This is a genomic window from Solirubrobacter deserti (assembly GCF_027587175.1).
GTDB lineage: Bacteria > Actinomycetota > Thermoleophilia > Solirubrobacterales > Solirubrobacteraceae > Solirubrobacter > Solirubrobacter deserti.
In genome coordinates, this window is record NZ_JAPCID010000019.1 from 1 (window position 1) to 26,992 (window position 26,992).

Sequence of the window (26,992 nt, forward strand, 5' to 3'; positions counted from 1 at the left end):
AGATCGAGGCGACGGTCGACCGTCGTGATCCGTCCGCGGTCGAGGTCGTGCTCGATCCCCGCAGGGACGGGCGATACCTCGCGCTGATGTTCCACTGGCGCGAGGGAGAGCGGACCTACGGCGTCTCGGTCTGGATCGAGCCGCTGGCGAGCCCTCAGGTGGTTTTGCCGTTCCAGGGTCCAGACTTCGCCGAGGCGGTCGACGCCGCCGCCGACTGGTTCGACGGGACGGACTACCACGGACGCGACGGCACGTGGGCGGCGCGGACCTTGCGCGAGCTCGCGGAACTTCGACCGAAGTAGCGCTTCTCGACGGTTCCGCCACTTCGCCGCCGGCCGTGGAGCTGTCGCGTTGCATGGAAGACGATCGCGGCAACTGCCGCGCGAAGTGCGACGAACCCTCCGGATAGCGAAAGGTTCGTTACGCCGACGCAGATCTTGTCGCCGCTGCTTGGGACGAGAAGCAAAGTAGTGCTCTTCGACGATATTCGCCGCTTTCGCGTTCGCGTGAATGCGGGAGGGCCGACCCTGATCTCTGGGAAGCCAAGGAGGCGTCCCGCCACCCACGAACCACCCACGCCACCCTCGCACGCCGCCCCCAGGAGAAGCCGCCGCGCTTGCCGACCCAGCTTCCTGGGCGGCACGCGGCGGTACCTCCCAGCGCGCTCAAGTGCCCCGCGAACGACCCACATCGCCACGCGAGGGAGAGGGCGAGCGCGGGGAGGTGCCGTCGCGGGCCGACTTCCAGCAGCGGGCGTCTATGCGACCACAGACCGACTCAGGCGACCCGTTCGACGAAGTCCGCCACGCGCGCGATCGTCGTGGCCTGGTCGGTCTCGTTGAAGACCTCGTGGCGCGCGCCGTCGATTACGACGAGCTCGCTGTCCTCGCCTGCGAGGCGTTCGACGACGGGCCGGGCGAACGCGACCGGGACGAGCTGGTCGTCGCCGCCGTGCACGTAGAGCAGCGGCAACGCGCCGAAGGCCGGGCCGTCCGCGATGGCGCGGTCCGCGTCGATGAAGGCCTGGATCGTGGGCCGCTTCCAGCCGCCGTGGTAGACGAGCGGATCGGCCGCGTAGGCCTCGCCGACCGCGGGATCGCGCGAGAGCACGGCGCCGTCGATCGGGTCCGACGGCGGGTCCGCGAGCCAGCTCTCCAGCACGGGCGAGAGCCCGATCGCCGGACCGCTGAGCACGAGCCCGGCGAGGTCCTTGCCGAAGCGCTGGGCGTAGCGGGTCGCGATCAGGCCGCCCATCGAGTGGCCGACCATCACGACCGGCAGGTGCGAGCGCGCGCCCGTGACGACCGCCCGCAGATCGTCGACGACCGGCTCGAAGTCCTCGATCAGCGCCGGCTCGCCGGGCGAGCGCCCGTGGCCGATGTGGTCGGGCGCGACGACGGCCGACCCGCGCGCGTTGAGCGCCGCGGCGACGTGCGCGTAACGCCCGCTGTGCTCGCCGTAGCCGTGCACCAGCACGACCAGGCGTACGGGATCTTCGACCGGCCATTCGCGGACGTGGAGGCTCATGCCGGGAGCGTCCGCGTCGTGAGCTTCGGCGTGCGGTTGGAGCGGATCTTGAACTGCAGCGCCTTGCCCTCGTGGCCCGGGGCCGTGATCCGCAGCGTCAGCGTCGCGCCCGGCCGCAGCTTGGCCTTCTTCATGCGCGAGAGCAGGTTGAGCGTCGCGCTACCGCGGCTCGCGGCGGCCCTGCGCGACTTGAACGGGCAGCCCTTGCCCGAGCAGGTGAGCTCGACGGTCGCGTTCGCGGGCAGCTCGCGCACGCGCAGCAGGTTCACGCGTGACCACGTCTTCTTCGCGTTGAAGCCGTAGCTGACCGGCGACTGGATCCGGGGCGCGGGCGGATCGACGCCGTTGCAGTCCTGGTCGACGCCGTCCTGGGGCGTGTCCACGGCCCCCGGCCGGATCGCGGCGTTGAGGTCGTTGCAGTCGAGCGTGTTCGCCACGCCGTCGCCGTCCATGTCGTTGAACGGCGTCGCGGGCGGCGGGGTCACGCCCGGCTGCACCGTCCCGCCGCCCGGAGGCGTCCCCGGCGGCAGCGCGCGGAACGCCGCGCGCAGCTCGAAGTAGTGCTCGCCCGTCGTGCTGCCCTGCAGGACGTGCAGCTCGCACGTGGGCGAGGCCGGGTTGGCGCAGTAGTGCCCGTACTGCCGGGACTCGGGCGGAGCCGTGAGCGTCCAGCTGACGAACTCGTAGCCGGCGGCGGGCGTCGCGGTCACGGCGAGGGTGGCGGGCGCGGAGCCGTACCACACCGAGCCGCAGGTGCGGCCCGCGTCGGCCGTGGACTCACAGGCGAGCGGCCCGTACGCCGACGGCCCTCGGGTCCCACCGGTCTGCTCTGCTTTGCCACGACCCTCGATGGCGAGGCTGAAGTAGTTCCCATCCTGGTCGGCGAACGCCGGCGGCGCCCAGCCGAGAACGATCGTGAGGGCCCCCGCGAGCCCCACCCTGCGCGCGAACGTCATGCGGCCAATCGTAGGCGCGACCGCCGCTTGGCGGCGTATCCGCTCAGTGACCGAGCCAGCGGCGGCTCAGCCCGGTCGCGCTCACCCCGTGGGCGACGATCGAGACCACGATGCAGACGACCGTCGTCCACAGCACGACGGCCGCCTCGCCGCCGCTCAGCACCCCTGCGCCGACGGCGACGGCCGCGTAGTAGAGCGAGCCGATGCCGCGCACCCCGAACCACGCCACGAACAGCCGCTCGCGGGCCGTCATCGAGCTGCCGACGAGCGCGATCAGCACGCTCACCGGCCGCGCGACCAGCAGCAGCGCCGGGGCGAGCAGCCAGCCCGACCAGCCCGGCGCCTGCAGGCCGTCGAGCGTGAGACTGGAGCCGAGCAGCAGGATCAGCGCGAGCTCGCCGAACTTCTCCACCGTCTCGGCGCCGTCGTGGACGCTGCGGTTGTACTCGTGCCCGTGCTCGTAGCGCCGGAACGCGACGCCGCCGACGAACGCCGCCAAGAAGCCGTACGCGCTGACCAGCTCGGTCGCCCCGTAGATGACGAGCACCGCGGCGATCGCCAGCCAGCCGTCGAGCTCGGGCGCGAGCAGGTCCCGGTCGCGCAGCCACACGGCGAGCGCGGCGATCCCGTACCCGAGCGCGCCGCCGACGATCACGGCGACCACGACGCGGTAGGCGACGTCCGCGAGCAACCAGTCGGCCAGCCACCCGTCCGCCTCGCTGCCGGCGAGGATGATCCCGAGCAGCACGAACGGGTACGCGAGCCCGTCGTTGAGCCCGGCCTCGCCCGTGATCGAGAAGTTCGGCTCACGCTCCTCCTCGTCGCCGGGCGGGCCGACGCCGACGTCGCCGGCGAGCACCGGGTCGGTCGGCGCGAGCGTCGCCGCGAGCACGATCGCCGCGCCGAGCGAGAGGCCCATCATCTGGGAGCCGAACAGCGCGACGAGCCCGATCGTCAGCGGCATCGCCACCAGCAGCAGCCGCCCCACGTGCTGCCAGGCGGCCGCCTTGAGCTCGCGCTCGAGCTTGAGGCCCGTGCCGAACAGCGCCACGATCACCGCCAGCTCGGCGGCCTTCTCGAACAGCGACGACTTCTCGACCGGCTCCAGCCGCGGCAGGTCGAGCACCTGCATCACGACCGCGGCGAGCACGCCCAGGCCGAGGTAGATGAGGCTCGCCGAGAACGCGCGGTCGTGCTGGTGGGAGAGCGCGCCGACGGCCGCGAACACGGCGACGCCGGCGAACAGCAGCCCGATCGGGTACGGCTCGGCGAAGGTCAGACCAGGGGTGGCGGCGATCACGAGCGACGCCTACCCACTCACGGCGTGGCGACCCGCGACTGCGCGAGCGCCAGCAACGCCGCGGCGGCCGCGCCGAGACGCCGGGCGCTCGGCGCGGCGACGAACGTCTCGAACACCGGGGCGTGGTCGCGGATCGAGATCAGCGCGATGCCCTCGGGGTCGCGCACGAACGACGGCGCGAGGAACGCCACGGCCACGCCATGGCGGACGAACTCGACCATCGTGCGCGTGTCGTTGATCTCGAGCGCGACGCGGCGTTCGAGGCCGGCGGCGGCGAACGCGCGGGCGGCCGCCACGCGCGTGGCCCAGTTCGACGGTCCGCCCGCGAACGTCTCGTCCGCGAGCGCGGCCCGCTCCACCTCGGGGGGGCCCGCGAGCGGATGCTCCGTGTGGACGCCGAGCGCCATCCCTCCCGCCGCAGCGGCGTGAGCGCGAGCCCGCTCGCACGCGGCGTCGGCAGCGCCAGGAACGCGAAGTCCAGCCGGCCTTCGCGGACCTGCTCGGCCATCTCGGCGGAATAGCCCTGGCGGACGTGGAACTCCACGTCGGGATGCTCGGCCCGGAACGCGCCCAGCAGCCGGGCGAGGCTGAAGCCGACGAGCGCGTCGGCCTGCATGGTCCCGATGCGGACGAGCCCGCGCAGGCCGCCGTGGACGAGCTCGACCGCTTCCCGCGCGGCGTTCGCCGCCGCCAGCGTCGTCCGGGCCTCGGGCAGCAGCGCTCGGCCCGCGTCGGTGAGCGTCACCTGGTGCGTGGTGCGGTCGAAGAGCTGGGCGCCCAGCTCGCGCTCGAGGGCGCGCACCCCGGCTGAGACGGCGGACTGGACGACGTGCAGCCGCGCCGACGCGCGCGTGAAGCTTCCCTCCTCGGCGACGGCGACGAACGTGGCGAGGTGACGCAGCTCCATGCCGTCAGTTATCGCAGATCGCGATAGCCGATAGCGACTATCTGCGTTGAACGCGATGGTTGCGCGGGTCACCATGCTCGGCATGACCCTCTTCCCGCACTCCTCGCAGGCCGCGGCGGGCCGCCACGGCGCCGGGCTGTGGGCGGTCGCGCTCGCCTTCCTCGCCGTCCTCGCGTTCTCGACGGTGCCGACTCCCCTGTACGCGATCTACCAGGCCCGGGACGGCTTCTCGACGTTCCTGATCACCGTGATCTTCGCCGCCTACGCCGTCGGCGTCGCCGGAGCGCTGTTCTTCGCCGGCCACGTCTCGGACTGGCTCGGCCGCCGCCGGACGCTCGTCGCGGCCCTGCTGCTGGCGCTCGTCAGCGCCGCCGTCTTCCTGCTCTGGGACACCCTGCCGGGGCTGCTGGTCGGCCGCGTGCTGAGCGGGCTGGCGGTCGGCGTCGTGACGGCCACCTCGACCGCGTTCCTCGTCGAGCTGCACCTCGCGCAGCGGCCGGGGACCTCGCCGAAGCGGGCGCAGATCGTCGCGACGACCGCCAACCTGGGCGGGCTCGGGCTGGGTCCGATCGTCGCGGGTGTGCTGGCCGAGACGGTCGCCTCGCCGCTGACCGTGCCCTACGCCGTGTTCGCCGCGTTGCTCGTCGTCGCGGTGATCGCGGTCGCGCTCGCGCCGGAGACGGTCACGCGGCCGCAGCGGCGCCCGGCGTACCGCCCGCAGCGGGTGGCCGTGCCGGCCGCGGCGCGCGGAAGCTTCTTCAGCGCCGCCGCGGGCGCGTTCGTGGCCTTCGCGGCGTTCGGGCTGTTCACGTCGCTCGCGCCCTCCTTCCTGGCGGGCACGCTGGGCCACACGAACCATGCGCTCGCGGGCGTGCCGGCGGTCACGGGCTTCGGAGCGGCGATCGTCGCCCAGCTCGCCGCGGGCGCGTGGGACGTGCGGCGGCTGGTGGGCACCGGCACCGCAGCCCTGTCCGCCGGGTTGGCACTGCTGGTCACCGCGCTGTGGGCGTCGAGCCTCGCGCTCTTCCTCACGGGCGTCGTGATCACCGGCGTGGGCGCCGGGCTGCTGTTCAAGGGCGGGATCGCGCGCGTGTCGGCGCTGGCCGCGGCGTCGCCGAACCGCGCCGAGGTGCTCGCCGGCTTCTTCCTCGCCGGTTATCTCGGGCTTTCGGTGCCGGTGCTGGGGCTGGGAGTCGCGAGCCAGTTCATGGCGCCGAAGGTGGCGCTGCTGGGCTTCGCCGCCCTGCTGCTCGTCGGCGGGGCCTTCGCGGCGCGGCCGCGCACTGACCGCGAGCGTCACGGTCAGCGCACGGATGGCCCACGAGCGTTCGCAACCCAGAACGGTTAGCAAGACCACTGTGACCGATCGTCCTTCTGACCCGCGGGCCGTATGGGACTCCCTCCCCGTCAAGTGCGGCCGAGTTCGCCCTACCGGAGAACTCCTCGGGTTCGGGCTCTGACGCGATCGAGCACATCTCGCGACCACTGCGGGGCGCCGACGGCGCCCCGCAGCACGCGCCGTGAACCTGCGATCGCGGCCGCAAAGTTGCCAAACGCGCTGATCGTCGCGGGTTCGTGCCGATCACCCGTGCGTGCGTGAACGGTCGAACGGGTTCTGGCTCGCGCTCTGCGGCGCGTGGCTGATCACGGTCGTCGTCGCGGACATCGTGCTGGACCGCGAAGGGCATCACCCCGTCGTGCTCGTCGGCCTGGTCATCGGCGCGCCGCTGCTCGCCAGCATCCGGCTGAACGCCCGCCGTACCGCGTTCGTCGGGGCGCTCGCGCTGTGCGTCGCCGCCGTCCTGTGGCACATCAACGCCATGCCCGCCGGCGCCGACTCCGCCGCCCGGCTCGCGGCGCTCGTGTGCGCGTGCGCCTTCGGCGTGCTCGCGGCGCGGCGACGCGAGCAGCTGCAGGCGCTGTCGGATCAGCGCCGGCTGAGCGCGACCCGCGCCGAGTTCCTGGCCGCCGCCACCACCGAGCTCGTCTCCTCGCTCGACTACGTGCAGACGCTCGCGCACGTCGCCCGCGCCGCCGTGCCGGCGCTGACGGACCGCTGCGTGATCGACATCGATGAGGGCCGTGACGTCCGGCGCGTGGCCGAGTACGGCGCTGCGGCGCGCGGCTCCGCGGTCGCCGTGCCGATCGTGTTCGAGGGGCAGTCCATCGGCTCGATCACGTTCGCCAACGGCCCCCGCTCCCGCGTGCTCGACGACGAGGACCGCACGCTCGTCGTCGACCTCGCGGCGCGCACCGCGCGGGCGGTCGAGCACGCCCGCATCAACGCCGAACGCGATCACATCGCCCGCACGCTGCAGGCCTCGCTGTTCCCGCCCACCCTGCCCTCCGCTCCCGGGCTCGAGCTCGCCGCCCGCTACCGGGCCGCGCGCGGTGGCGCCGACGTCGGCGGCGACTTCTACGACTGCTTCCCGCTCGGCGACGGCGAGTGGGTCACGCTCGTCGGCGATGTCCAGGGCAAGGGTGTCGAGGCCGCCACCGTCGCCAGCCTGATCCACCACTCGCTGCGCACGATCGCCGTCCAGCAGGATTCCCCCGCCCGCATGCTCGAGCAGCTCAACGACGTGGTCCTGCGCCGCCGCGAGGGCTGCCACGGCCGCTTCTGCACGCTGGCCCTGGTGCGCCTGCGGGCGCGGGAGGACGGCGGGTTCGACGCGTGCGTCGCGCTCGCCGGCCACGCGCAGCCGCTCGTGCGGCGCGCCGACGGCGCGGTCGAGGCCGTCGGAGCGCACGGCACGCTGATCGGCGCCGTCCCGGACGTGCGCCTGGATGACGCCTCCTTCACGCTCGATCCCGGCGACCTGCTGCTGCTGTTCTCCGACGGCATCACCGAGTCCCGCCGCAGCGGCGAGCTGCTCGGCGAGCGCGGCCTGTGCGCGCTGCTGGCCGGCACCGGCGACGACGCCGACCACGTGTGCGAGCGCCTTGTCCTGGCCGCCAGCGCGGACGTGCCCGCCGACGACATCGCGCTGCTCGCCGTCGAAGTCCCCCGGGTAGAGTCCCGCCATGGCGTTCAACGAGGGCAGCGAGCGGACGGAGCACTTCCGCGTCGAGGGTGAGTTGCTGACCGATGTCGACGGCACCCTGCCGATGCCGGTGCTGTCGACTCCCGGGATGATCTCGATGATGGAGTGGGCCGCGTCCAACCTCGTACGCGAAGACCTTCCCGCCGGCCACGCGACCGTCGGGTTCGAGGTCAACGTCCGGCACGTCGGCGGCGCGCTCGAGGGCGCGGAGTGCACGGCCCGGGCGCAGCTGCGCGAGGTGATCGACGGCCGCAAGCTGCGCTTCGAGGTGGAGGTCTCCGAGGGCGCGCGCACGATCGGCGTCGGGACCCACGAGCGCCGCCTGATCTCGGTCGCGCCCGAGCTGTGAGCGTTCCTCTGCTGCTGGTCGGCGGCGGCCGCATGGGCGAGGCGCTGCTCGGCGGGATGCTCGCCGCGGGCCGTCCCGCGCAGGACTTCGCCGTCGCCGAGGTGTCCGCGGCGCGCCGCGCGGCGCTGACCGCCACGTACCCGGGGGTGCAGGTCGTCGAGCAGCCCGTCGCCGCCGAGGGCGTCGTGCTCGCGACCAAGCCGAACGACATCGCCGCCGTCGCGGCCGCCGCCGCGCAGGCCGGCGCCCAGCGGCTGCTGTCGGTGGCCGCGGGCATCACCGCCGCCGCGATCGAGGCCGCCGCGCCATTGCCGGTCATCCGCGCGATGCCGAACACGCCCGCGCTGGTCGGCGCCGGCGTGACCGCGATCGCCCCCGGCGCGCACGCCGGCGAGGACGACCTCGCGTGGGCGGAGGCGATCCTGGGCGCGGTCGGCGTCGTCGTGCGCGTGAAGGAGGCCCAGCTGGACGCCGTGACCGGCGTGTCCGGCTCCGGCCCCGCGTACGTCTTCCTCATCGCCGAGGCGCTGAGCGACGCCGGTGTGCTCGCCGGCCTCCCCCGCGACCTCGCGAACACGCTCGCGTTCCAGACGCTGCTCGGCTCGGCCCAGCTGCTCATCGACGGCGACAGCCCCGCGAACCTGCGCGCGGCCGTCACCTCCCCCGGCGGCACGACCGCCGCCGGCCTGCGCGAGCTCGAGCGCGGCGGCGTGCGCTCGGCGTTCCTGGAGGCCGTGATGGCCGCCACGGAGCGCTCGAGGGAGCTCGGCAGCCGCTAGCGACGGAGGGTCACGGCGCGCTTGCCGAGCACGGTCGTGCCCTGACGGAGCTCGAGTGTCGCCTTCACGCGGCCGCGCTTGAGCAGGGCGCGGCCCTTTGCGTTCAGCTTGACCGTCAGCTTGGCCGTCTTGCCGCTCGCGAGCGCGCCCGTGCGGCCCGTGCCGACCACGGAGCGCTTGACCATCAGCCGCGCGGTCACGGCCGCGCAGCCGGACGTCCCCGCGGGACACGCGAGCTGGGCCGTGACCGTTTGGCCGCGCACGATCGCGCGCTTGAGCGCCGTGCGTCCCGCCGCGACCGGCTTGGGGTCTGCATGCCGGGGCGCCGGAGCGACCACCGGGTCGATCGTCACGACGAAGCGCACGCTCGCGGCGTTCCCGGCTCGGTCCGCGGCCGAGCACGTCACCGGCGTCGCGCCCACGGCGAAGACGGCGCCGGACGCGGGGGAGCAGCCCACGTCGACTGCCCCGTCGACCGTGTCCGTGGCGACCGGCACGGCGAACGCGCCCGTCCGGACGTCGGGCGCCGGACCGAACACGGGCGGTGTCGTGTCCTGCACGCGCACCGTGAATCGACTCGTGACGCGCTTGCCGCCGGCGGTCGCGCTGCAGGTCACCTCCGTCGCGCCGAGCGCAAAGACGCTGCCGGAAGCCGGTGCACATGTGGTCCCGATCGGCGCGCCGACCCCGTCGGTGGCGGACGGCGGCGTGAACTCGACCGCGCGTCCCGCACCCGAGGCGGCCTCGGCGACCACGTCGGCAGCCGTGGCGATCACCGGCGCCGACGCATCCGCCCCGCGCACGGTCAGCGGCGTCCACGTCGTCTGTCCGTCGGCAGCTGCGGTCTTGAGCGTCGCCCACAGCTCCCCCGCGTTCGTGAAGCGGTGTTCGACGCGCGCGCCGGTCGCCACGCCACCGTCGGAGAACGCCCACGTGTGCGTCGCGTCCGCGGGGCCGTCCGCGATCAGCCGGAACGTCGAGGCCGTCCCGTCCACCCGCTCGGCGCGCGCCGCCACGCTCGGTGGGGCGCGGTCGGGCGTCGTCGTGAACGCCTCGACGTCCACGGGCTCGTCCTCGTGCACGTCGTCACCCGTGACGCGCAGCTTCCACGTCCCCGGGCCCGGGTTGGCGAGCACGAGCTTGTGCGACGTCGGCGTGCGCATGCTCACCACGCCGGGGGAGTCCTCGTCCACCACGGTCCCGCCCGGGCTCACGAAGGAGAGCGAGACCGTGCTGCCCGGCCAAGTGGCCTGCGCCTGCAGGGTGTCCGCGCCGGCGGCGGGCTGCAACGTGCCGACGTCGATCGTCTGGCCGAGGTCGAGCAGCACTCGCTGCGGCGCGATGCGCTCGTTCAGCGCGCGCTTGAGCGCGCTCGCGTAGGCCTCTTGGCCGCGCGCGTTCGGGTGGAAGGCGTACGAGATCGGGCCGTAGTTGCCCGGCGTGCTGAAGAACGGGTTGGTCGCCGAGTTGAAGCCCGTCTGCGGGTTGATCCGGCCGTTCTTGCACAGCGGGATCTGGTCGAAGTCCGTGCCCAACTCGACGTAGCTGATGCGCGAGGACCCGGTCGCCTTCACGGCCTTGTGAACCTCGGCGTTGAGCATGGTGATCACGGAGTCGATCGCCCGCCGGTCGCCGCGGGTCAGCGACGGCTCCCCGGGGCCGAGCAGCTCGCAGTCGCCGTCGACATCGGCGCCGTCGACGATCTTCGGGTAAGGCATCACGTACACATGGGCCTTCGGCGCGCGCCCGAGCAGCCGCTCGTACGCGGACACGAGCCGGTCGTGGAGATCGTCGTCGACGAGGTTCAGCGGTGACACACGCCGCTCCTGGTTGATCGCTTCGTCGAAGTCGTTGATCAACCGCTCGCTGCGGTACTGGCAGAAGATCTTCTTCGGGATGTTCGCCCAGTTCAGGCATGAGTCCGCCCACTCGACCACATCGCGGATGTCGCTCGCGAGCGCGAACTGGTCGTCCCACACGTGCGCGAAATTGCGCAGCCAGGGCTCGCTGCCGAGCGCCTGAAGCGGCGCAGCGCTGCAGTCGATGACCGGCAGGATGCACGCGATCGCGATGTCCTTGAATCCGATGTCGTTGCCGCCCATCGACAGCGTGACGACATCGGTGAAGCGGTTGACGGACTGCTGCTGCGGGCCCTCGTCCGGATTGCGGCGGTTATCCATCCAGATGCCGCGGCGATCGCGCCCGAGCACGCGTCCGCGGTCATCGGCGCGAGGTTGCGCTGGATGCCGTCGTCGGCCGCGACCAGCCGCCCGTAGCTGCCCACGGAGCGGTGGCACTTGTTGCCGCCGTCACCGTCGACGTCCCCGGCGGTCCCCGGGTCGAACGCGGGCACGCCCTCACCCGAGGAGAACGAGTCACCGAGCGAGACGTAGCGCGAGGGGCCGACGCCGATCAGGTGCTCGAAGCGGACATCCTCCGGGCCGTGCTCGGTCGCGATCATGTAGTAGCGACCGGCGTCGCGGTCCGTGTCCGGGATCGTGGCGGCCTCGGTGATGAAGCGGTCGCCGTAGCGCTCCCACGTCCCAGAGTCCAGCCGCTGGCGCGTCCACAGCTGGTAGCCGGTGATCGGCGCGTCACCCGGCTCGACCGCAGGCCGGTCCCAGGTCACGACGATTCGCTCTCCACCACCGGACGGCTCGACCCGGTGGCGCACGTCGTACCGGGGCGGCGGCTCCGGCGGGCACGGCTCGCGTTTGACAAGCTCCGGGTCGAGGTCGACGTCGCCGCCGGTGCGCTGCACGAACGAGCGGTCGAGAGCGAGCTCCAGCGGGCGCGGGTCGTCCTCGTGCCCCAGCCCGGCGAACACCGTGTAGCGCGCCCGGAACGTCTCCCCGGGTGCGAGCTCGGCGATCCGCTGCCTGCGGTCGGCCGAGGCGTAGAAGAAGTCGGCGTGTTCAGGGGGCTTGTCCGCCGCCTGCTCGAACATCTCGACCTCGAGGTTGTAGACCGGCGCGTCCTTGACATTGGTGATCTCGACCTCGAACCCGTACGGGCCCCAGCGGTGGGTGTAGCAGTCGAGCACGATCCGCGTCTTGAGCGCGGATGCCCCGTAGACGTCGAGCGGCGTCCGGGTGCCCGCGGTCATGAACACCGGGGCGTCGACCGGCGCCAGCGTCGAGGAGTAGGTCGCTCTCAGGTCGTAGCTTCCCTCGGTGTCCCCGCGCACGATCCACTCCACGGCGCGACTGCGCCCGCCCACGATTGCCCCGACCTCTTGGGTCGCGGATTGCGGTCGTGGTAGCGGCGCGAGTGATAGGCCCGGCGGGAGCTGCAGGCTCGCGACCCCCGGCTCGAACGTGAATCCCGGGTCGGCGAGGTTCTGCACGATCAGCTGGACGTCGAAGAACGCCTTGAGGAACGACGCCTTCATCGGCAAGACGAGCCAGTGGATGAACGGCTTGCCGGCGACGTGGGTGAGCGTCGGGAGGTACTGGCGGCCGTTGAGCACCCAGCAGCCGATGAGCGTGTCGGCCTCCGGGCACGGGTTGGCGCCACCGCCACCACCACCGCCGCCACCGCCGCAGTTGGACGCGCAGACGATCTGCCCGTCCCAGTACCACAGATGCACGGTCTCGCTCGCGGGCGGGTCTTCCTCCTCGGCGCCGACCGGGTCGAACCAGAGGTGCACCTTCGCCTCGTACACGTGCGTGTTGGCGGGGTCGTCGACGTCGATGCCGGCGTCCAGGATCTCCGCGAGCGTCATGCGGCGATGCTCGAGCGTCGTGGCGCCGAGCTGGCCCTGCTCGAGATCGACCGCCACCTCGCCGCGGCCATCGGTAACGGTGACGGGCGCGGTCCGGGGCCGGTAGCCCGGCGCATAGAGATACAGCGTGTGGGTGCCGTCGGGGAGGCCGCGCAGGCGCGCGACGCCATCGGCGCCGCTCGTCGCCGACGTACGGCTGCCGTCCCCCGCGATGTAGGTGACAGTGGCGTCGCCCACCGGCATCCCGGACCCGGTCACGCGCACGGCCAGCGCTCGGTCGGCCGGCGGCGGGTCGGTGACCGTCACCCGCGCCGTGTCCGTCGCGGTCGACGTCCCGATCGTCGTGGTCAGCGTGACCGTGTAGGTGCCCGGCGCGCGCGAAGGGGTGCGTGGCCGCGCGGCCAGTCGCGCTCGAGCCATCGCCGAAGTCCCACTCGTAGCGAGTGATCAGCGCCGCGGGACGCGAGCCGCCGCCGTCGAACGCGACCGCCTCGCCCGCCTGCGCCTGCTGGTCGTCGCCCGCTGCCGCGGTCAACGGCTCCGACAGCGCCGTGACGACGCGCACGGTCCTGGTCGTGGTGCGCTCGCCGTCGTTGACCGAGAGTCGGACGAGGAAGCTGCCCGCGGTCGCGTACGTGTGCGTGAGCGGCGTCTGCGGAAGCGTGCCGGTGCGCTCCGGGCTGCCGTCGCCGAACGACACCCGATACGTGAGCGCATCGTCGTCGGCGTCCTCACCCGTGATCGTGGCGGTGACCGCGAACGGCGCGCTGCCCTCGTCGCGATCGAGTGTCAGCACGGCCGTCGGCGGGCGGTTGGGCGGCGCGGTGACCGTGACGAGTGTGCTGCGGCGCGCCCCGTTGCCGGCGCCGTCGTCCACGTCGGCGAGCACGCGGTAGGCGCCCGGCCGCGTGAACGCGTGCTCGAGCTCCAGGGGCGTGTGCGGGCTGGCCCGCGTGCCGGTCACGACTGGGCTGCCGTCACCGAAGTCGAGGCGATAGCTCAGTTCGCGCCCGCTCTCGCTGCGCGCATCGAGCCGGATGCGGCTGGTGACCGGCGCCTCGCCCGCCGCCGGCGCGGCCTCCAGCTCGAGCTGCGGCGCGGCCGTGTTGACGGTGACGGGCACGGGCGGCAGCGACGTTTGGTGGGCCGATCCGTATGCGTCGCGCCAACGGACCGTCACGGCCAGCGTGCGATCGCCATTGAGGTGCGGCGCGAGCTGCATCGCCGTCGCCCATTGACCGCTTGCGTTCGCGGCCGTGATGGGGAAGCAGACCGCCGTCGTCACGCACGGGGCGACCTCGGTGACCGGCACGTCGGCGGGCGTGAACGTGAACGCCGCCGAGCGCGAGAGCACGTCGGTCGCCACGGGCCGCAGCACGCGCCCCGGCGGATCTCGACGAACGCCGATCCGGCCGGCGACGGTCGTAGCTAGCCCTTCCGGGCCGGTGGCGACCAGTGTGTACGCGTAGCCGCCGTCGGGCGCCGCAGCGCCGTCCTCGTTGCGCCCGTCCCAGCTGAACGAGTGACAGCCCTGGGTGCGGTCGTCGCTGCGCACGGTGCGGACGGGCTTCCCGTCACGAGTGATCGCCAGGCGCATGTCCGCAGGCGCGTCGATGCAGTACGACGGGCCGCCCGTGTCCTCGCCGCCGTCACCGTCGGGCGTGAAGTAGCGGTCGCTGGAGACGTTGCTGATCTGTACCGCGCGCGTCACTACGACTCGCCGCGTCGCCATCGCATACGAGTGCGACGCCCCGAAATCGTCCTGGTAATACACGTGGCCCCACAGCCAGGTGGCGCCCGTGGGTGTCGTCGCGGTGTTCCATTCGAGTCCACGCGTGCCGTCGAAGTCGGGGACTCCGAGCGACCCGATGCCCTGCCAGCTACAGCGGAGGTCGGCGTAGCAGAGATAGAGCGAGCCGCCGGTGATCGTGCGGCCCTCTGCGGGGGCGATCTTGACGCGCACGCTGCCCGTGACGACAGCGTCGGCGGCGGGCGCGAGCAGCGTGGCGACCGGGCGCGTGTCCACGCCGAACCTCCCGCTCGCGATGACGGGTTCGCCGATCTCACCCGCGGCCTCGACCGAGTACCGGTAGACGCCGTCCGCGACCCGCTTGCCGTCCTCGTCGCGACCGTCCCAGGTGAAGCTGTGACCGCCCTCGTCGCGGGCCACGTCGGTCTCCAACCGGCGCACGAGTCCGCCGGCGTCGTCACGCACGCGGATGGTGACGCGCGCCGCGGCCGTGATCACGTAGCTGACGCCGACCGCGTCCTCGTGCCCGTCGTCGTCGGGCGAGAAGTACCGCTCCGGTGACTGCAGCGTCAGCGTCACCGCGCGCCGCACTTGCACGCGCCGCACCGCCAACGGGTACGAGTGGCCGGCGCCGAACGCGTCCGTGTAGTACGCGTAGCCCCATAGCCCTTTCTCACCCGTCGGGAACGCGACCGTGTCGAAGGTGACGCTCCGGACGCCGAACGCGTCCGCCTCCCCCAACGACCCGATCCCGTACCAGGCGCACTGCCCGGCGTAGTAGCACCCGTACAGCGTCCCGCCGGTCAATGCGCGCCCCGGATGCGGCGCCACGCGGACCGTCACCTGCCCGTCGACCACCGCACCGTCCTCCGGCGCGACGATCCGGGCCACTGGCGCCGTGTCCACGCCCACACGCAGGCTGGCGGATTGCGGCTCTCCGATCGCGCCGACGGCCCGCACGGTGTAGGTGTAGACGCCGTCGGGGACGCGCTCGCCGTCATCGTTGCGGCCGTCCCAGGAGACGGAATGCCCGCCCTCGGCGACGGCGACCGCGTCGGCGATCCGGCGCACCGGCTCGCCTGCGGCGTCGCTGACGTTGATCGTCACGGTCGCTGCGGCGGTGACCGCATAACTGAAGCCGACGGCGTCCTCGTGCCCATCGCCGTCGGGCGAGAAGTACCGCTCCGGTGACTGCAGCGTCAGCGCGACCGCGCGCCGCACGTCGACCCGCCGCACCGTCAGCGGGTAGGAGTGGCCGGCGCCGAACGCGTCCGTGTAGTACGCGTAGCCCCACAGCCCTTTCTCACCCGTCGGCAACGATGCCGCGTTCCAGGTGAGTCCGCGGACGCCGAGCGCGTCCGCTTCGCCCAGCGACCCGATCCCGTACCACGCGCACTGCCCGACGTAGTAGCACCCGTACAGCGTTCCGCCGGTCAGCGACCGCCCGGACCGAGGCGCCACCCGGATCATGACCTCCCCGTCGACCACCGCGCCCTCGTCCGGCGCCACGATCTCCGCCACCGGAGCCGTGTCCACGCCGACCCGGCCGCTGGCGCTCGCAGGCGCTCCGACGGCCCCGACGACGTCCACGGTGTACGAGTACTCGCCGTCGGGCACCGTCGCTCCGCTATCGTCGCGCCCGTCCCAGCTGACGCTCGAGCCGCCCTCGGCGACGAAGACATCGCTCACGAGCCGGCGCACGACGCTTCCTGCCGCATTGCGAACGCGCACGTTCGCCGTTCCGGGCGCCGTGGTGACGTAGCCGATGCCGTACGCGTCCTCGTGCCCGTCGCCGTCGGGCGAGAAGAACCGCGCCGCGCTGTTGACGCTGACGGTGACCGGCCGTTGGACGACAACGTGACGAGCATCCACCGGGAAGCTGTGTGAGGTGCCGAATTGGTCCGCGTAGTACACGTAGCCCCACAACCACGTGTCGCCGGTCGAGGAGGAGCGCGTGTCCCACTCGAGGGTGTCGTCGGCGTCCAGCGAGCCCAGCGACTGCCACGCGCACTGTGACGCCCAATAGCAGCGGTACAGGTTGCCGCCAGAGAGCGACCGACCGGCGTGCGGGGTGACGACCACGCGGACCGTTCCCGTCACGGTGGCGTCGGCCGCGGGAGCCGTGATCGCCGCGACGGGTGCGGTGTCGATGGCGATCCGCCGCTCCGCGCTCCCCGTCTCCCCCGCCTCGTTGACCGCCGTGATCCGGTAGCGATAGACGCCGTCCTGGGCAACAGCGGTGCTCGCGTCGCGACGGCCGTCCCACGCGAACGACGCCGACCCTTCCGTCGGCACGTCTGTCTGCACCCGGCGGACGACCTCGCCGCTCGCATCGACCACGACGATCGACACGCGGGAGCGCTCGGAGACCTGGTAGGAGAGCCCGAGGACGTCCTCGTGCTGGTTGCCGTCCGGGGAGAAGGATCGCTCGGGCGTCTGCAGCGTCACGGTCGGCGGAGCCGCGCTCGCCGGTGCGGCGAACGCGAGCAGACACAGCAGCAGTGCCGCCAGGGACAGCACTGAGCGCTGAGCCATTCGCGCGACCCTAGTGGAGAACCCGCGCCACGTTCAATCAAGCCTGACCGATGGTGGGGGTCGGCGTGCTCTCGGTCGAACGCGACGGCCGAGCGGTACGCCAAGACGTCGCTCCGGTTTCGACCGGCGGTCCAGGGTCCCCGGACCGCCTGCCGGATAGGTTCGGGCCGCCGCTCCAGCGAGCGGCGTCGGGTCAACCTTCTCCGGAGCATTCCCTTTGCGCAGACTTCCTCTCGCGTCGGCCGCCGCATGCGTGCTGCTGGCCGCATCGGCGTCCACGGCCTACGCCTGGACGACCGTCACGAACGCCAACCGCGACATCTGGAACGTCAATGACGCCGCGGACCCCGGGATGGACACGGGCTCCATCCACAACACGGGCACGAACTCGCTGCAGGGCTACGGCGGCCTGCGCGTGCAGGTGCCGGGCAGCCCGCGCATGAACGGCGTGCTGCTGCGGGGGTTCGACCTGACGGCCGACAGCGCCACGCAGTACACGAGCAAGAAGGCCGTCAAGCTCGGCGGCGTCGCGATCAAGCGCTCGATCGCGTTCAACACCGAGGAGGCGTACGCGCGCTTCTTGGACACGTTCACCAACACGACGGGCGCGCCGATCACGATCGAGACCGCGTTCGGTGGCCAGCTGGGCTACAACACCGGCACCAACCAGAGCGCGATCGCGGCGACCTCGAACGGCGACACCGCGCTCACCGCCGCCGACAAGTGGGCCGTCCACTACTCGCCTTCGGCGGGCGCCGGCTCGGCCACCGTCAACGGCACGAGCGCGACCGTCCCCGGCACGTTCGACCGCACCGGCAACTTCCTGCGCGGCCCGTTCGAGTTCCCGCTCGAGACCACGGGCGATCACGCCAACCACGTCGGCTACGTCAACACGCTCACGATCGCGCCGGGCGCGACCGAGGCGCTCGTCCGGTACGTCGTGACCGGCCTGTCGGAGACGCGCGCGCCCACCGGCGGCGGCAGCACGCCCGCCGCGGGTTCGCAGGTCGCGGCCGTCACGGCCAAGGCCACGGCGCTCGCCGCGGCGCCGCCGCTCGGTGACCTCGCCCCGGCCGAGGCGTGCGCGCTGGTCAACGTCGACATCTCCGCGATCAACTGCGGCAGCGCGCCGGCCTACGCGCTCGGCCCGGTCGCCGGGGACAAGGCGATCGGCGCGACCACGAAGTCGCCCTACAACGTCGTCGGCAAGACGATCACGCAGCTGATCGCGGACCTGCAGGCCGGCAAGACCACATCCGAGCAGATCACCCAGGCCTACCTGGACCGGATCGCGGCCTACGACCGCGGGCCGTTCGGCCTGAACTCGATGATCACGCTCGCTCCGGACGCGCTCGCGCAGGCCAAGGCCGCCGACGCCGCCCGCAAGGCCGGCGACACGCGTCCGCTGCTCGGCATCCCGATCGTCGCCAAGGACCTGATGTCCACCAAGGACATGCCCACCACGGGTGCCTCGCGCGTGTTCGAGGGCTTCCAGTCGACGACGGACGCGTGGCAGGTGATCAAGATCCGCGAGGCGGGCGCGATCGTGATGGGCAAGGCCAACCTGGCCGAGTACGCCAACGACGGCCACTTCTCACCGTCCGCGTACGGCCAGGTGTGGAACGCGTACAACCCGTCCAAGTCGCCGATCGGCTCCTCCGGCGGCACGGCCACGGCGGTCGCCTCCTCGTTCGCCGCCGCGGGCTTCGGCACGCAGACCGGTGACTCGCTGTGGGGCCCGTCGTCCGGCGCGTCGCTGGTGTCGCTGCGCGGCACCGACGGCATGCAGTCGAGCGACGGGACGATGCCGCTGACCTACATCCAGGACTACGTCGGCTGGATCGCCCAGTCGACCGCCGACCTCGCGCTGCTGCTCAACGCCACCGCGCGCAGCGACGCGCCCAACGACCCGCTCGACGACGTGGCCAACGGCAAGCGTCCCGCGGACTGGACCGCCGGGCTGGACACGAACGCGCTCCAGGGCAAGGTCATCGGCGTGCCGGACGGCACCGCGTGGGAGGACCCGTTCGGCACCGAGGGCACCGAGGCCGCGCTGCGCGACGCGTTCAAGTACTTCGTGCAGGCCGGCGCCACGATCACGACGATGCCGGCGGCGCCCAACGGCCCGTCCAACCCGCCCGGCGACCGCGGCTACGAGGGCTGGCGCCAGTGGCTGCTCGCGCACCCGAACGCGCCGTACACGGACGCCGCGCAGATCCTGCGCAGCCCGCTGCGCCTGCCGCAGTTCCGCAACACGACGCCCTACACCGGCACCGGCGCGATGACCGTCGAGCAGACCAAGGCGTGGGAGGCCCAGCGGGCGGAGTACCGGGCGCGGCTGGCCACGTGGATGGACGAGAGCGGCGTCGACGCCGTCGTCCTCCCCGGCCTACTCAGCGACATCCACCTCAACGACTCGATCCAGCCGTCGTTCGGCCGGCGCGATCCGCAGTCGTCGGCGGCGGGCGTCCCCACGGTGATCTTCCCGGCCGGCGTCAACGACCACGGCCAGCCGATCAACCTGCAGCTCCAGGGCAAGGCGTTCCAGGACCTCGAGCTGCTGAGCTTCGCGCACGCGTTCGAGGCCAAGGCGAACGGGCGGCTCGCGCCTCCGGTCGACGTCACGCCGGTGCTGCCGTTCGCGACCACGACGCCGGGCACGGTCGGCGGCACGGTCCCGGCCACGCTCAGCCTGACGCTGGCGGGCACGCCGACCTTCGGCGCGTTCACGCCGGGTGTCGAGCAGGAGTACACGGCGGGCGCGACCGCCAGTGTCATCTCCACCGCGGGTGAGGCGAAGCTCAGCGTGTCCGAGCCGGGGCACCTGGCCAACGGCGCGTTCACGCTGCCGGAGCCGCTGCGCGTCGAGTTCAGCAAGGCGAGCTGGACCGCGCCGGTGACCAACGACCGCGTCGACATCGCGTTCAAGCAGCTGATCAAGCGGACCGATCCGCTGCGGACCGGGACCTACAGCAAGACGCTGACGTTCACGTTGTCCACGACGACTCCGTAGCGGCGCTCGGGGGCGGCACGGCGATGATCGGCCGTGCCGCCTCCATCCGCTTGTGCAGCAGCGGGTTGGCCGTACTCGACCCCGCCGGGATGTAGCGCGCGAGCTCCCCGTAGAGCGGCTTCAAGCGCAAGTTCGTGGCGTCGAGCACCACGCGCTTGCCGTCCGCCCGGGTCAGCCACAGCTGGCGTCCGCGGTAGCGCTCGAAGCCGGTCAGCTCGGCGCGGAGCAGCTCGTCCATCCGGATCGGCTCCCGGTAGCCGAAGACGTGGCGCGAATACAGGGTGGGCCCGTCCACCCACACGCGCGCGTACGCGATCGAGGCCAGCCCGAACAGGGCGAGCAGCGTGAACGGGATGCCGATGACGAGCGACATGCTGATCCCGCCGAAAACGAGGACGGCGACGCCGATCAGCCCGAGGTAGAGCCAGATCGGGACGGCGAGGAGGCGCCCGCGCCCCACGAGGCGCGCGTTCGGGGACTGACGGTTGGACATCTCGGTCCGCTTACCCGCTAAACCTTCGGCCATCGCGGCCGATGTCTGGGTCGTGGGCCTCTCCGCGACCTCCGTCTCCGCGCCGTCGCAACCGGTGGACTCGGTTGCGATCATCGCCCCTGCGGCTGACGTGGCAGCCCCGAGCGAATTCGCCGCGATCCTGCGCTGCTACATCCCCGAGCAGGAGTGCGAGAAGACGGCGGGACGCTTCACGCGCCTGAACATGGCGCTGCGGGCCGGCCCGCCCTACCAGGACGCCGAGGGCGCGCGCTCCTGGTGGGCCTGGTAGCTCCCGGCCTCAGGGGTACGCGAACACACACCTTGGTGGTTGGCCGGACCCGGCGCCGGCTGAGAACGTGCTCCTATGCCTTCCCGGGTGAAGCGACCGCTCCTCTGGCTCGCGCTTGCTCTGCTGCTGCTCGTGGTGGGCGCTTCGGTGGCCGGCCGCTCGAGCTCACCCGCGCCGCCGGCTGAGCCTGCGGACGTGGCGGTGGTCCGCGGTCCCCCAGCGGACGCCGTCACGATTGCCAAGCCCGCCTCCGGCCTCGTGACGAGCGCACGATCGGTCCAGGTCCGTGGGTCGGCACCGTGGATCTCGCCCGACGACGGCGAGGCAGTGGTCCGCGTGACCGTCAACCGGCGACCGCACGAGGTGTTTCCCACGGCTCAGGGGTACGCGACGGTCGTCGCGCTCGAGCTGGGGCGCAACGAGATTGTCGTCCGCGGCTCGGCGTCGCGCTTCGACGATGATGAGGCGGTCCGGGGGTCGGCGCGCGTGGTCATCGAGCGACGCCGGGCGCCCGGCGATGACACCGGCGTGCTCGACCGGGCGACGGCCTCCATGCTGGCGGACAGCACCGAGGAGGCCTACTGGCTCTGCGGCGAGGACGACGGATGCTCCACCGAGCCGGTGTGCTTCAAGCTCGGCGCCCGACGCGTCGACTGCGCGATCGCGCGGTGGTACACCGAGGACCCAGTCCGCCGCTGCGGGCACGTCTACACGTTGCGTCTGCGCGGCGAGCGTCTCTATGCGGGGTCCTATGCATGCCGCGGGCGCGTGTCCCCAGATCCGCGCCGGCTCGTGCGCGCGAGCGTCACCCCGATCCTGAGTCGCGTCGTCATCGACGCCGACGATGAAGACACGTGGTCACGGTTCGTGGTCAACGAGCCCAACGCCTACGGGGCGCCGCGGTTCAACATGGCCCGAGACCGGTTCATGCCTTAGCGGTTCGTACCGGAATGCGCGCCGCCGATCGATCGTCGCTGGTGGTATGTCCGCCACCGCCCACCGGCACGCTGCCGCCAAGACCCGTCCGGCGCTGGTGGCCGGTGCCGTCGCCGGCGCCGCCGGACTGCTGGTGTTCCTCGTCATCCACCACGTGTGGATCATGCCGATCTGGTTCATCCTGCCCCCGGGGCTCGCCATCGCCGGCGTCGGCGGGCTGGCGATCGGCTGGGCCTACGGCGAGCTGGAGCATCGTCTGCCCGCGCGCCCCTGGCGACACGTCGCGTGGGTGTGCCTCGTCGCGTTGACGCTGGCGCCGAGCGTCGCGCTGGCCGAGTTGCGCCCGGCACTGTTCGACGCAGACACCGGCGAGCTCCGGCCGGGCACCGATCTGATGACCGTGGCCACGCGCTTCGGAGCCGAGTTGCTGTTGCCGGCAGCGCTCGTCGGCGCGCTCGTCGGCTGGCGTCTCGCGGGCCGGCGGGCGGCCTGGATCACCGGCCTGGCGGGCTTCGTGCTGGCTCTTGGGCCCGGGCACAACATCCCGTTGTTGGGCGGCACCGCGGGCGCGGCGAAGGGGGCGATCCTGCTCGCGTCCATCGTCGTGGTCTCGACGTTCGTGCTCGTGGAGACCCACGCGCGGCTGTCGCGGCGGAGCTGATCACGCCCCGCCCCTGACCGGGCCGTGTTCGTCGCGCGTCTTCACTGGGGTAGGCCGCCCGGGTGTTCCTCTTCTTCTCCAGCCGTCTCGGCTGCCTCGGCTCGCTCCTCGTATCGGTGATCATCACCGTTGTGCTGCTGTTCCTCCTCGGCGTGCTCTGACCACCCCGCCGGTCGGGGGGAATGGCTCTATACCGTTGCCGCAAGCGCTTGCGGACGCGGTATTACGGAAGGGATGCTGAATCGAATCCTCTCCGCCCTGACCCGCCAGTTCCCCACCGCCCACGCCCCCGAGGCCGGGCACTTCCACGCCGGTCCGCGCGGCCCGTACCCCTGTTTCGACGCGAATTGCCGCCAGGCCGCCAAGTAGGCGCGGCCTCAGGCGGTCCGCCAAGCCGTCATGATCCCGGGCATGGTGGACTGGGGCGCGGGACGCTACGAGACGACAGCCGAAGAACTCGCCCCGGTGTCGGAGCGGGTGGTCGACCGTTCCGGCGTCGGCGCGGACACTGACGTGGTCGACGTTGCGTGCGGCACGGGCAACGCCGCGCTGCTCGCCGCCGCGCGCGGCGCACGCGTCATCGGCGTGGACGGCGCGCCGCGCCTGCTCGCGGTCGCGCGCGAACGCGCGGCGGCGCGCGGCCTGGAGGTCGACCTGCGCGAGGGCGACCTCGCCGCGCTTCCGGTCAACGACGGCGCCGCCGACGTGGTGCTGTCCGTCTTCGGCGTGATCTTCGCGACCGATCCCGCGGCCGCCTTGCGCGAGATCGCGCGCGTGCTGCGCCCCGACGGCCGCGCACTGGTGACGGCCTGGGTGCCCGCGGGCCCGATTGACGCGATGCTCGGCGCGGCGGGCCGCGTGATGGCGCGCGTGGCCCCAGGGCCTCCGCGCAAGCGCTTCGCGTGGTTCGACCCCGAGGCGCTCGCCCCCGTCGCACGCGAGTCCGGGCTGACCCTCGCCACGACGGAGCCGGCCGAGCTCGAGATCCGCGCCGCTTCGCCCGAAGCCTACGTGGACGCCGGCAGCGAGCACCCGATGGCGCTCGCGATGCGGCCGGCGCTCGAGCGGGCGGGCGCCGGCGAGGAGGCCCGCGCCGCGATGATCGACGTGCTGCGGGAGGCCAACGAGTCTCCGTCCGCGTTCCTCGTGCACAGCCCGTACGTTCTGCACGGGCTGCGCCGCACGAGCTGAAGGCGCCGCGTCCGGTCGCCAACGCGCTTGTCTCGCGCGCGAGACGAGCGCTTCCGTGCGGCGGGTCGCGGCGGTAGCGTTGCGCGCAATCGCGAGGCCGGTCGACGGCCTCCACGTCTGACAACTCGCCCAGGAGAGGGGGAGAGAGTGAGAAGGCTCACCGCGCTGTCGGTGACGACTTGTGCTGTCGTCATCGGTTCCGTCGCACCGGCCAACGCCGATCCGCGCGACGTCTCGTCGGAGAAGCTGCGCAAGTCCGTCACGCTTCAGGGGCTGCAGGAGCACCTGGAGGCGTTCCAGGCGATCGGCTCGGCGAACGGCAACACGCGCGCCACCGGGACGCCCGGATACGAGGCGTCCGTCGAGTACGTCGTCGCGACGCTCAAGAAGGCCGGATACCGCGTCACGACGCCGGAGTTCAACTATCCCGTCTGGCAGGAGAACACCCCGGCCAAGCTGACGTGGGGTTCCAGGTCGTTCACGTCCTCGCCGTCGTCGGCGTCCGGCACGCCCGTCGACATGATCACCTTCGGGTTCACGCCGTCGGAGACGCTGACCAACCTCCTCGTGGTGCCGACGAACGACATCGTCATCCACACCGGTTCCGACAACACGTCCACCAGCGGGTGCGAGGAGGAGGACTATCCGGCGGCGGCCGCCGGCAACATCGCGCTGATCCAGCGCGGAACCTGCCCGTTCGTGCAGAAGCTCGCCCTCGCGGAGGAGGCCGGGGCGGCCGGCGTGATCCTCTTCAACGAGGGCAACAGCCCCACGCGCGTGAACCCGCAGTTCATCGAAGGGCCGTTCGACCTCGGCATCCCGGCCGTCTACCTCAGCGCCACGCTCGGCAAGGAGCTCTACGCCGCGACCCAGCAGGGTCCCGTACGCGTCACGTTGACCACGAACACGACGACGACGCCGCGCTTCTTCCGCAACGTGATCGCCTACTCGTCCACGGGCGACCCGGACAACACGGTCATGCTCGGCGCGCACCTGGACTCGGTGCCGGCCGGCCCGGGCGTCAATGACAACGGCTCTGGCTCCTCGGCGCTGCTCGAGATCGCCGAGGGCATGGCGCAGCTGGCCAAGAACAAGAACAAGGGCAGCCTCACCAACCGGGTCGCGTTCGCGTTCTGGGGTGCCGAGGAGTCCGGGCTGATCGGCTCGACCTACTTCGTCGAGCACCTGTCCGACGCCGAGAAGGCCGACATCCTCGCGAATCTGAACTTCGACATGCTGGCCTCACCGAACTTCGCCCGCATGGTCTATGACGGCGACGGCAGCTCGTTCGGCACGGAGGGCCCGGCCGGCTCGGACATCATCGAGCACGTCTTCAACCAGTATTTCGAGTCCGTCGGGCTGACATACGAGGCGACGGCCTTCACCGGCCGCTCCGACTACGGCCCGTTCATCGCCGAGGGGATTCCGGCCGGCGGCCTGTTCACCGGCGCCGAGCAGCCGAAGACCGCGGCGCAGGTCGCCCGCTACGGCGGCGTGCAGGGCGCCTGGCTGGACCCCTGCTACCACCAGGCCTGCGACACGTTGAGCACCCTGCTCGGCTCACCGCCGCTCGACGCTCAGGGGTTCCTGCCGCTGCCGGTCGCCCAGTGGCCCGCCGCGGCCGCCGCGCTCGCCGGCAACGGCCTGGTCGGCTTCGACCAGATGGCCGACGCCGCCGCGCACGCCACCTGGTACCTCACGATGGCGGACGACCCGCTCTCGGGCGAGCCGACGCTCACCCTGCCCAAGCGCGCCGGCGGCCACTAGCCGCCGCGGGAGCGGCGCCACACGGCGCCGCTCCCCACCGCAGCGTTCGCGGTTCAGTGGAATACGCAGCGCCGGGCGGCGTCTTGTCCGAGCGATGACCCTCCCCAGAACCCTCCTCGCCGGCGGCGTGCTCGCCGCCGGTCTCTTCACCGTCATGACCGCGTCCGCGCAGGCCGCGGTCACGTCGAGCTTCAACAACGGGACGCTGAGCGTCAACGGCGACAGCCTCGACAACAACGTGACCATCAGCCGCAACGCCGCGGGTCAGATCCTCCTCAACGGCGGCGCGATCCCGGTGGCCAACGGCACGCCGACCGTCGCCAACACCAACCTGATCCAGGTGTTCGGCCTCGGCGGCAACGACGTCCTCACGCTGAGCGAGATCAACGGCGCGCTGCCGCGCACGAACCTGTTCGGCGGTAGCGGCAACGACACGCTGACCGCCGGGTCGGGCAACGATCAGCTGTTCGGACAGGCCGGCAACGACACGCTGCTCGGCAAGGGGGGCTTCGACTTCCTGTTCGGCGGCACCGAGAACGACACGCTCACCGGCGGCGACGCCGACGACCAGGTCTTCGGCGAGAGCGGCAACGACCGCATGGTCTGGAACCCGGGCGACGACACCGACCTCAACGAGGGCGGGGCCAACACGGACACCGTCGAGGTCAACGGCGGCGGCGGCGCCGAGCAGTTCACGACCACCGCCAACGGCACCCGCGTGCGCTTCGACCGCATCAACCCGGCGCCGTTCTCGATCGACATCGGAACGTCCGAGAACCTCGTGCTCAACGCCAACGGCGGCGACGACAGCGCCTCCGCGACGGGCAACCTCGCCGCGCTGATCAAGCTGACGACCGACGGCGGCACGGGCAACGACACCCTGCTCGGCTCCAACGGCGCCGACATCACCATCGCCGGTGACGGCAACGACTTCGTCGACGGCCAGCAGGGCAACGACGTCGCCTTCATGGGCGCCGGCGACGACACGTTCCAGTGGGACCCGGGTGACGGCAGCGACGTCATCGAGGGCCAGGACGGCGCGGACAACATGCTCTTCAACGGCTCCGCAGCCAACGAGAACATGGCGGTCTCGGCCAACGGCGGGCGCGTGCTGTTCACGCGTGACGTCGCGGCCATCGTGATGGACCTCGACGATGTCGAGACGATCACGCCGAAGCTGCTCGGTGGCACGGACCGGCTGACCGTCAACGACCTGTCCGGCACCGACGTCCAGAACGTCAACCCGGACCTCGCGCAGTTCGGCGGCGTCAACGACGCGGCGGCCGACAACGTCGTCGTCAACGCGACCAACGGCGACGACGTCGCGGTGGTCGCCGGCGCCGGCACCAACGCGCAGGTGCTGGGCCTGGCCACGCGCGTGAACATCGCCGGCGGCTTCGCGGCCAGCGACCGCGTGACGGTCAACGCGCTCGCGGGCGACGACGTCGTCGACGCCTCCGGGCTCGCCGCGTCCGCTCTGCTGCTGTCGGTGGACGGCGGCGACGGCGCCGACGTGATCGTCGGCGGCGCCGGCAACGACACGCTCAACGGCGGCGCGGGCGACGACGTCGTCCTCGGTGGCCCCGGCACCGACGTGATCGACGGCGGCCTGGGCGACAACGTCGTCCTCCAGCTCGTCAAGTCCGCTCGCACGGTCTCGGGCAAGACGGTGCTCTCGCTCGACGGCGAGCGGCGCGAGCTCCCGCGCGCGGACGTCAGCCAGCTCACGCGCTGAGTGCACGGGCGGGGCGGCTTCACGCCGCCCCGCCCG

Annotated in this window: 19 protein-coding genes and 3 pseudogenes; 13 read left to right on the forward strand and 9 right to left on the reverse strand. The window is 72.3% G+C overall.

Features of this window, described 5'->3' with window-relative positions; translation table 11 throughout:
* A partial coding sequence (locus OJ962_RS14815; RefSeq protein ID WP_270006434.1) for a hypothetical protein occupies positions 1 to 302 on the forward strand: 302 nt, incomplete at its 5' end.
* A 475-nt stretch (positions 303 to 777) separates the two neighbouring features.
* Here OJ962_RS14815 and OJ962_RS14820 read toward each other — a convergent pair.
* The 4 genes and pseudogenes from OJ962_RS14820 to OJ962_RS34425 form a co-directional block, all read right to left on the reverse strand.
* A complete protein-coding gene (locus OJ962_RS14820) occupies positions 778 to 1,527 on the reverse strand; it encodes an alpha/beta hydrolase (RefSeq protein WP_202953503.1) in 750 nt (249 codons plus the stop codon).
* Positions 1,524 to 2,483 carry a MopE-related protein gene (locus OJ962_RS14825; RefSeq protein ID WP_202953502.1) on the reverse strand — a complete coding sequence of 320 codons (960 nt, stop codon included), beginning with the start codon at positions 2,481 to 2,483 and terminating at the stop codon, positions 1,524 to 1,526. Before OJ962_RS14825 ends, OJ962_RS14820 begins: the two co-directional genes overlap by 4 nt.
* 43 nt (positions 2,484 to 2,526) lie before the next feature.
* Positions 2,527 to 3,783 (reverse strand): cation:proton antiporter, encoded by a 1,257-nt coding sequence (locus tag OJ962_RS14830; RefSeq protein ID WP_202953501.1) that lies wholly within the window; start codon positions 3,781 to 3,783, stop codon positions 2,527 to 2,529.
* A gap of 17 nt (positions 3,784 to 3,800) precedes the next feature.
* Positions 3,801 to 4,774 (reverse strand): annotated as a pseudogene (locus OJ962_RS34425) (LysR family transcriptional regulator).
* Here OJ962_RS34425 and OJ962_RS14850 point away from each other — a divergent pair.
* The 4 genes from OJ962_RS14850 (at position 4,773) to proC (ending at position 8,862) form a co-directional block, all read left to right on the forward strand.
* A complete protein-coding gene (locus OJ962_RS14850) occupies positions 4,773 to 6,038 on the forward strand; it encodes an MFS transporter (protein WP_202953499.1) in 1,266 nt (421 codons plus the stop codon). The pseudogene OJ962_RS34425 and the gene OJ962_RS14850 sit on opposite strands and share 2 nt — an antisense overlap.
* Positions 6,039 to 6,282: 244 nt before the next feature.
* Positions 6,283 to 7,767 carry a PP2C family protein-serine/threonine phosphatase gene (locus OJ962_RS14855; RefSeq protein WP_202953498.1) on the forward strand — a complete coding sequence of 495 codons (1,485 nt, stop codon included), beginning with the start codon at positions 6,283 to 6,285 and terminating at the stop codon, positions 7,765 to 7,767.
* On the forward strand, positions 7,715 to 8,083 hold the full coding sequence (locus tag OJ962_RS14860) for a thioesterase family protein (protein WP_202953497.1): 369 nt from the start codon (positions 7,715 to 7,717) through the stop codon (positions 8,081 to 8,083). The genes OJ962_RS14855 and OJ962_RS14860 overlap by 53 nt, the downstream gene beginning before the upstream one ends.
* Positions 8,080 to 8,862, forward strand: coding sequence for a pyrroline-5-carboxylate reductase (gene proC / locus OJ962_RS14865; protein WP_202953496.1), 783 nt, complete (start codon positions 8,080 to 8,082; stop codon positions 8,860 to 8,862). Before OJ962_RS14860 ends, proC begins: the two co-directional genes overlap by 4 nt.
* On the opposite strand, the gene OJ962_RS14870 is transcribed toward proC, so the two are convergent.
* The 4 genes and pseudogenes from OJ962_RS14870 to OJ962_RS14875 all read right to left on the reverse strand — a co-directional run.
* The gene (locus OJ962_RS14870; protein ID WP_270006436.1) at positions 8,859 to 10,841 is read right to left on the reverse strand and encodes an HYR domain-containing protein; all 1,983 of its coding nucleotides are present in this window, start codon (positions 10,839 to 10,841) and stop codon (positions 8,859 to 8,861) included. The two genes, proC and OJ962_RS14870, sit on opposite strands and share 4 nt — an antisense overlap.
* Positions 10,772 to 11,968, reverse strand: a complete 1,197-nt coding sequence (locus OJ962_RS34430; RefSeq protein ID WP_407697515.1) for an SGNH/GDSL hydrolase family protein — start codon at positions 11,966 to 11,968, stop codon at positions 10,772 to 10,774. Before OJ962_RS34430 ends, OJ962_RS14870 begins: the two co-directional genes overlap by 70 nt.
* Before the next feature lie 735 nt (positions 11,969 to 12,703).
* Positions 12,704 to 13,006 (reverse strand): annotated as a pseudogene (locus tag OJ962_RS34435) (hypothetical protein); the annotation flags it as partial.
* Positions 12,963 to 16,871 (reverse strand): annotated as a pseudogene (locus tag OJ962_RS14875) (FlgD immunoglobulin-like domain containing protein); the annotation flags it as partial. The pseudogenes OJ962_RS14875 and OJ962_RS34435, both read right to left, overlap by 44 nt.
* 217 nt (positions 16,872 to 17,088) lie before the next feature.
* Here OJ962_RS14875 and OJ962_RS14880 point away from each other — a divergent pair.
* On the forward strand, positions 17,089 to 19,884 hold the full coding sequence (locus OJ962_RS14880) for an amidase (protein WP_202953492.1): 2,796 nt from the start codon (positions 17,089 to 17,091) through the stop codon (positions 19,882 to 19,884).
* On the opposite strand, the gene OJ962_RS14885 is transcribed toward OJ962_RS14880, so the two are convergent.
* Positions 19,859 to 20,377, reverse strand: a complete 519-nt coding sequence (locus OJ962_RS14885) for a hypothetical protein (protein ID WP_202953491.1) — start codon at positions 20,375 to 20,377, stop codon at positions 19,859 to 19,861. The two genes, OJ962_RS14880 and OJ962_RS14885, sit on opposite strands and share 26 nt — an antisense overlap.
* A gap of 130 nt (positions 20,378 to 20,507) precedes the next feature.
* On the opposite strand from OJ962_RS14885, the gene OJ962_RS14890 reads away from it, so the two are divergent.
* The 7 genes from OJ962_RS14890 (at position 20,508) to OJ962_RS14920 (ending at position 26,956) form a co-directional block, all read left to right on the forward strand.
* A complete protein-coding gene (locus OJ962_RS14890; protein WP_270006437.1) occupies positions 20,508 to 20,666 on the forward strand; it encodes a hypothetical protein in 159 nt (52 codons plus the stop codon).
* Positions 20,667 to 20,753: 87 nt separating this feature from the next.
* Positions 20,754 to 21,602, forward strand: coding sequence for a hypothetical protein (locus OJ962_RS14895; protein ID WP_202953489.1), 849 nt, complete (start codon positions 20,754 to 20,756; stop codon positions 21,600 to 21,602).
* A 46-nt stretch (positions 21,603 to 21,648) separates the two neighbouring features.
* Positions 21,649 to 22,263 carry a hypothetical protein gene (locus OJ962_RS14900; protein WP_202953488.1) on the forward strand — a complete coding sequence of 205 codons (615 nt, stop codon included), beginning with the start codon at positions 21,649 to 21,651 and terminating at the stop codon, positions 22,261 to 22,263.
* Positions 22,264 to 22,497: 234 nt separating this feature from the next.
* A complete protein-coding gene (locus OJ962_RS14905; RefSeq protein WP_255525773.1) occupies positions 22,498 to 22,632 on the forward strand; it encodes a hypothetical protein in 135 nt (44 codons plus the stop codon).
* A 42-nt stretch (positions 22,633 to 22,674) separates the two neighbouring features.
* Complete coding sequence (locus OJ962_RS14910) at positions 22,675 to 23,454, forward strand: class I SAM-dependent methyltransferase (RefSeq protein ID WP_270006438.1); 780 nt, start codon at positions 22,675 to 22,677, stop codon at positions 23,452 to 23,454.
* 147 nt (positions 23,455 to 23,601) lie between these two features.
* A complete protein-coding gene (locus OJ962_RS14915) occupies positions 23,602 to 25,221 on the forward strand; it encodes a M28 family peptidase (protein ID WP_202953486.1) in 1,620 nt (539 codons plus the stop codon).
* 94 nt (positions 25,222 to 25,315) lie between these two features.
* The gene (locus tag OJ962_RS14920) at positions 25,316 to 26,956 is read left to right on the forward strand and encodes a calcium-binding protein (protein WP_202953485.1); all 1,641 of its coding nucleotides are present in this window, start codon (positions 25,316 to 25,318) and stop codon (positions 26,954 to 26,956) included.
* Positions 26,957 to 26,992: the final 36 nt, after the last annotated feature.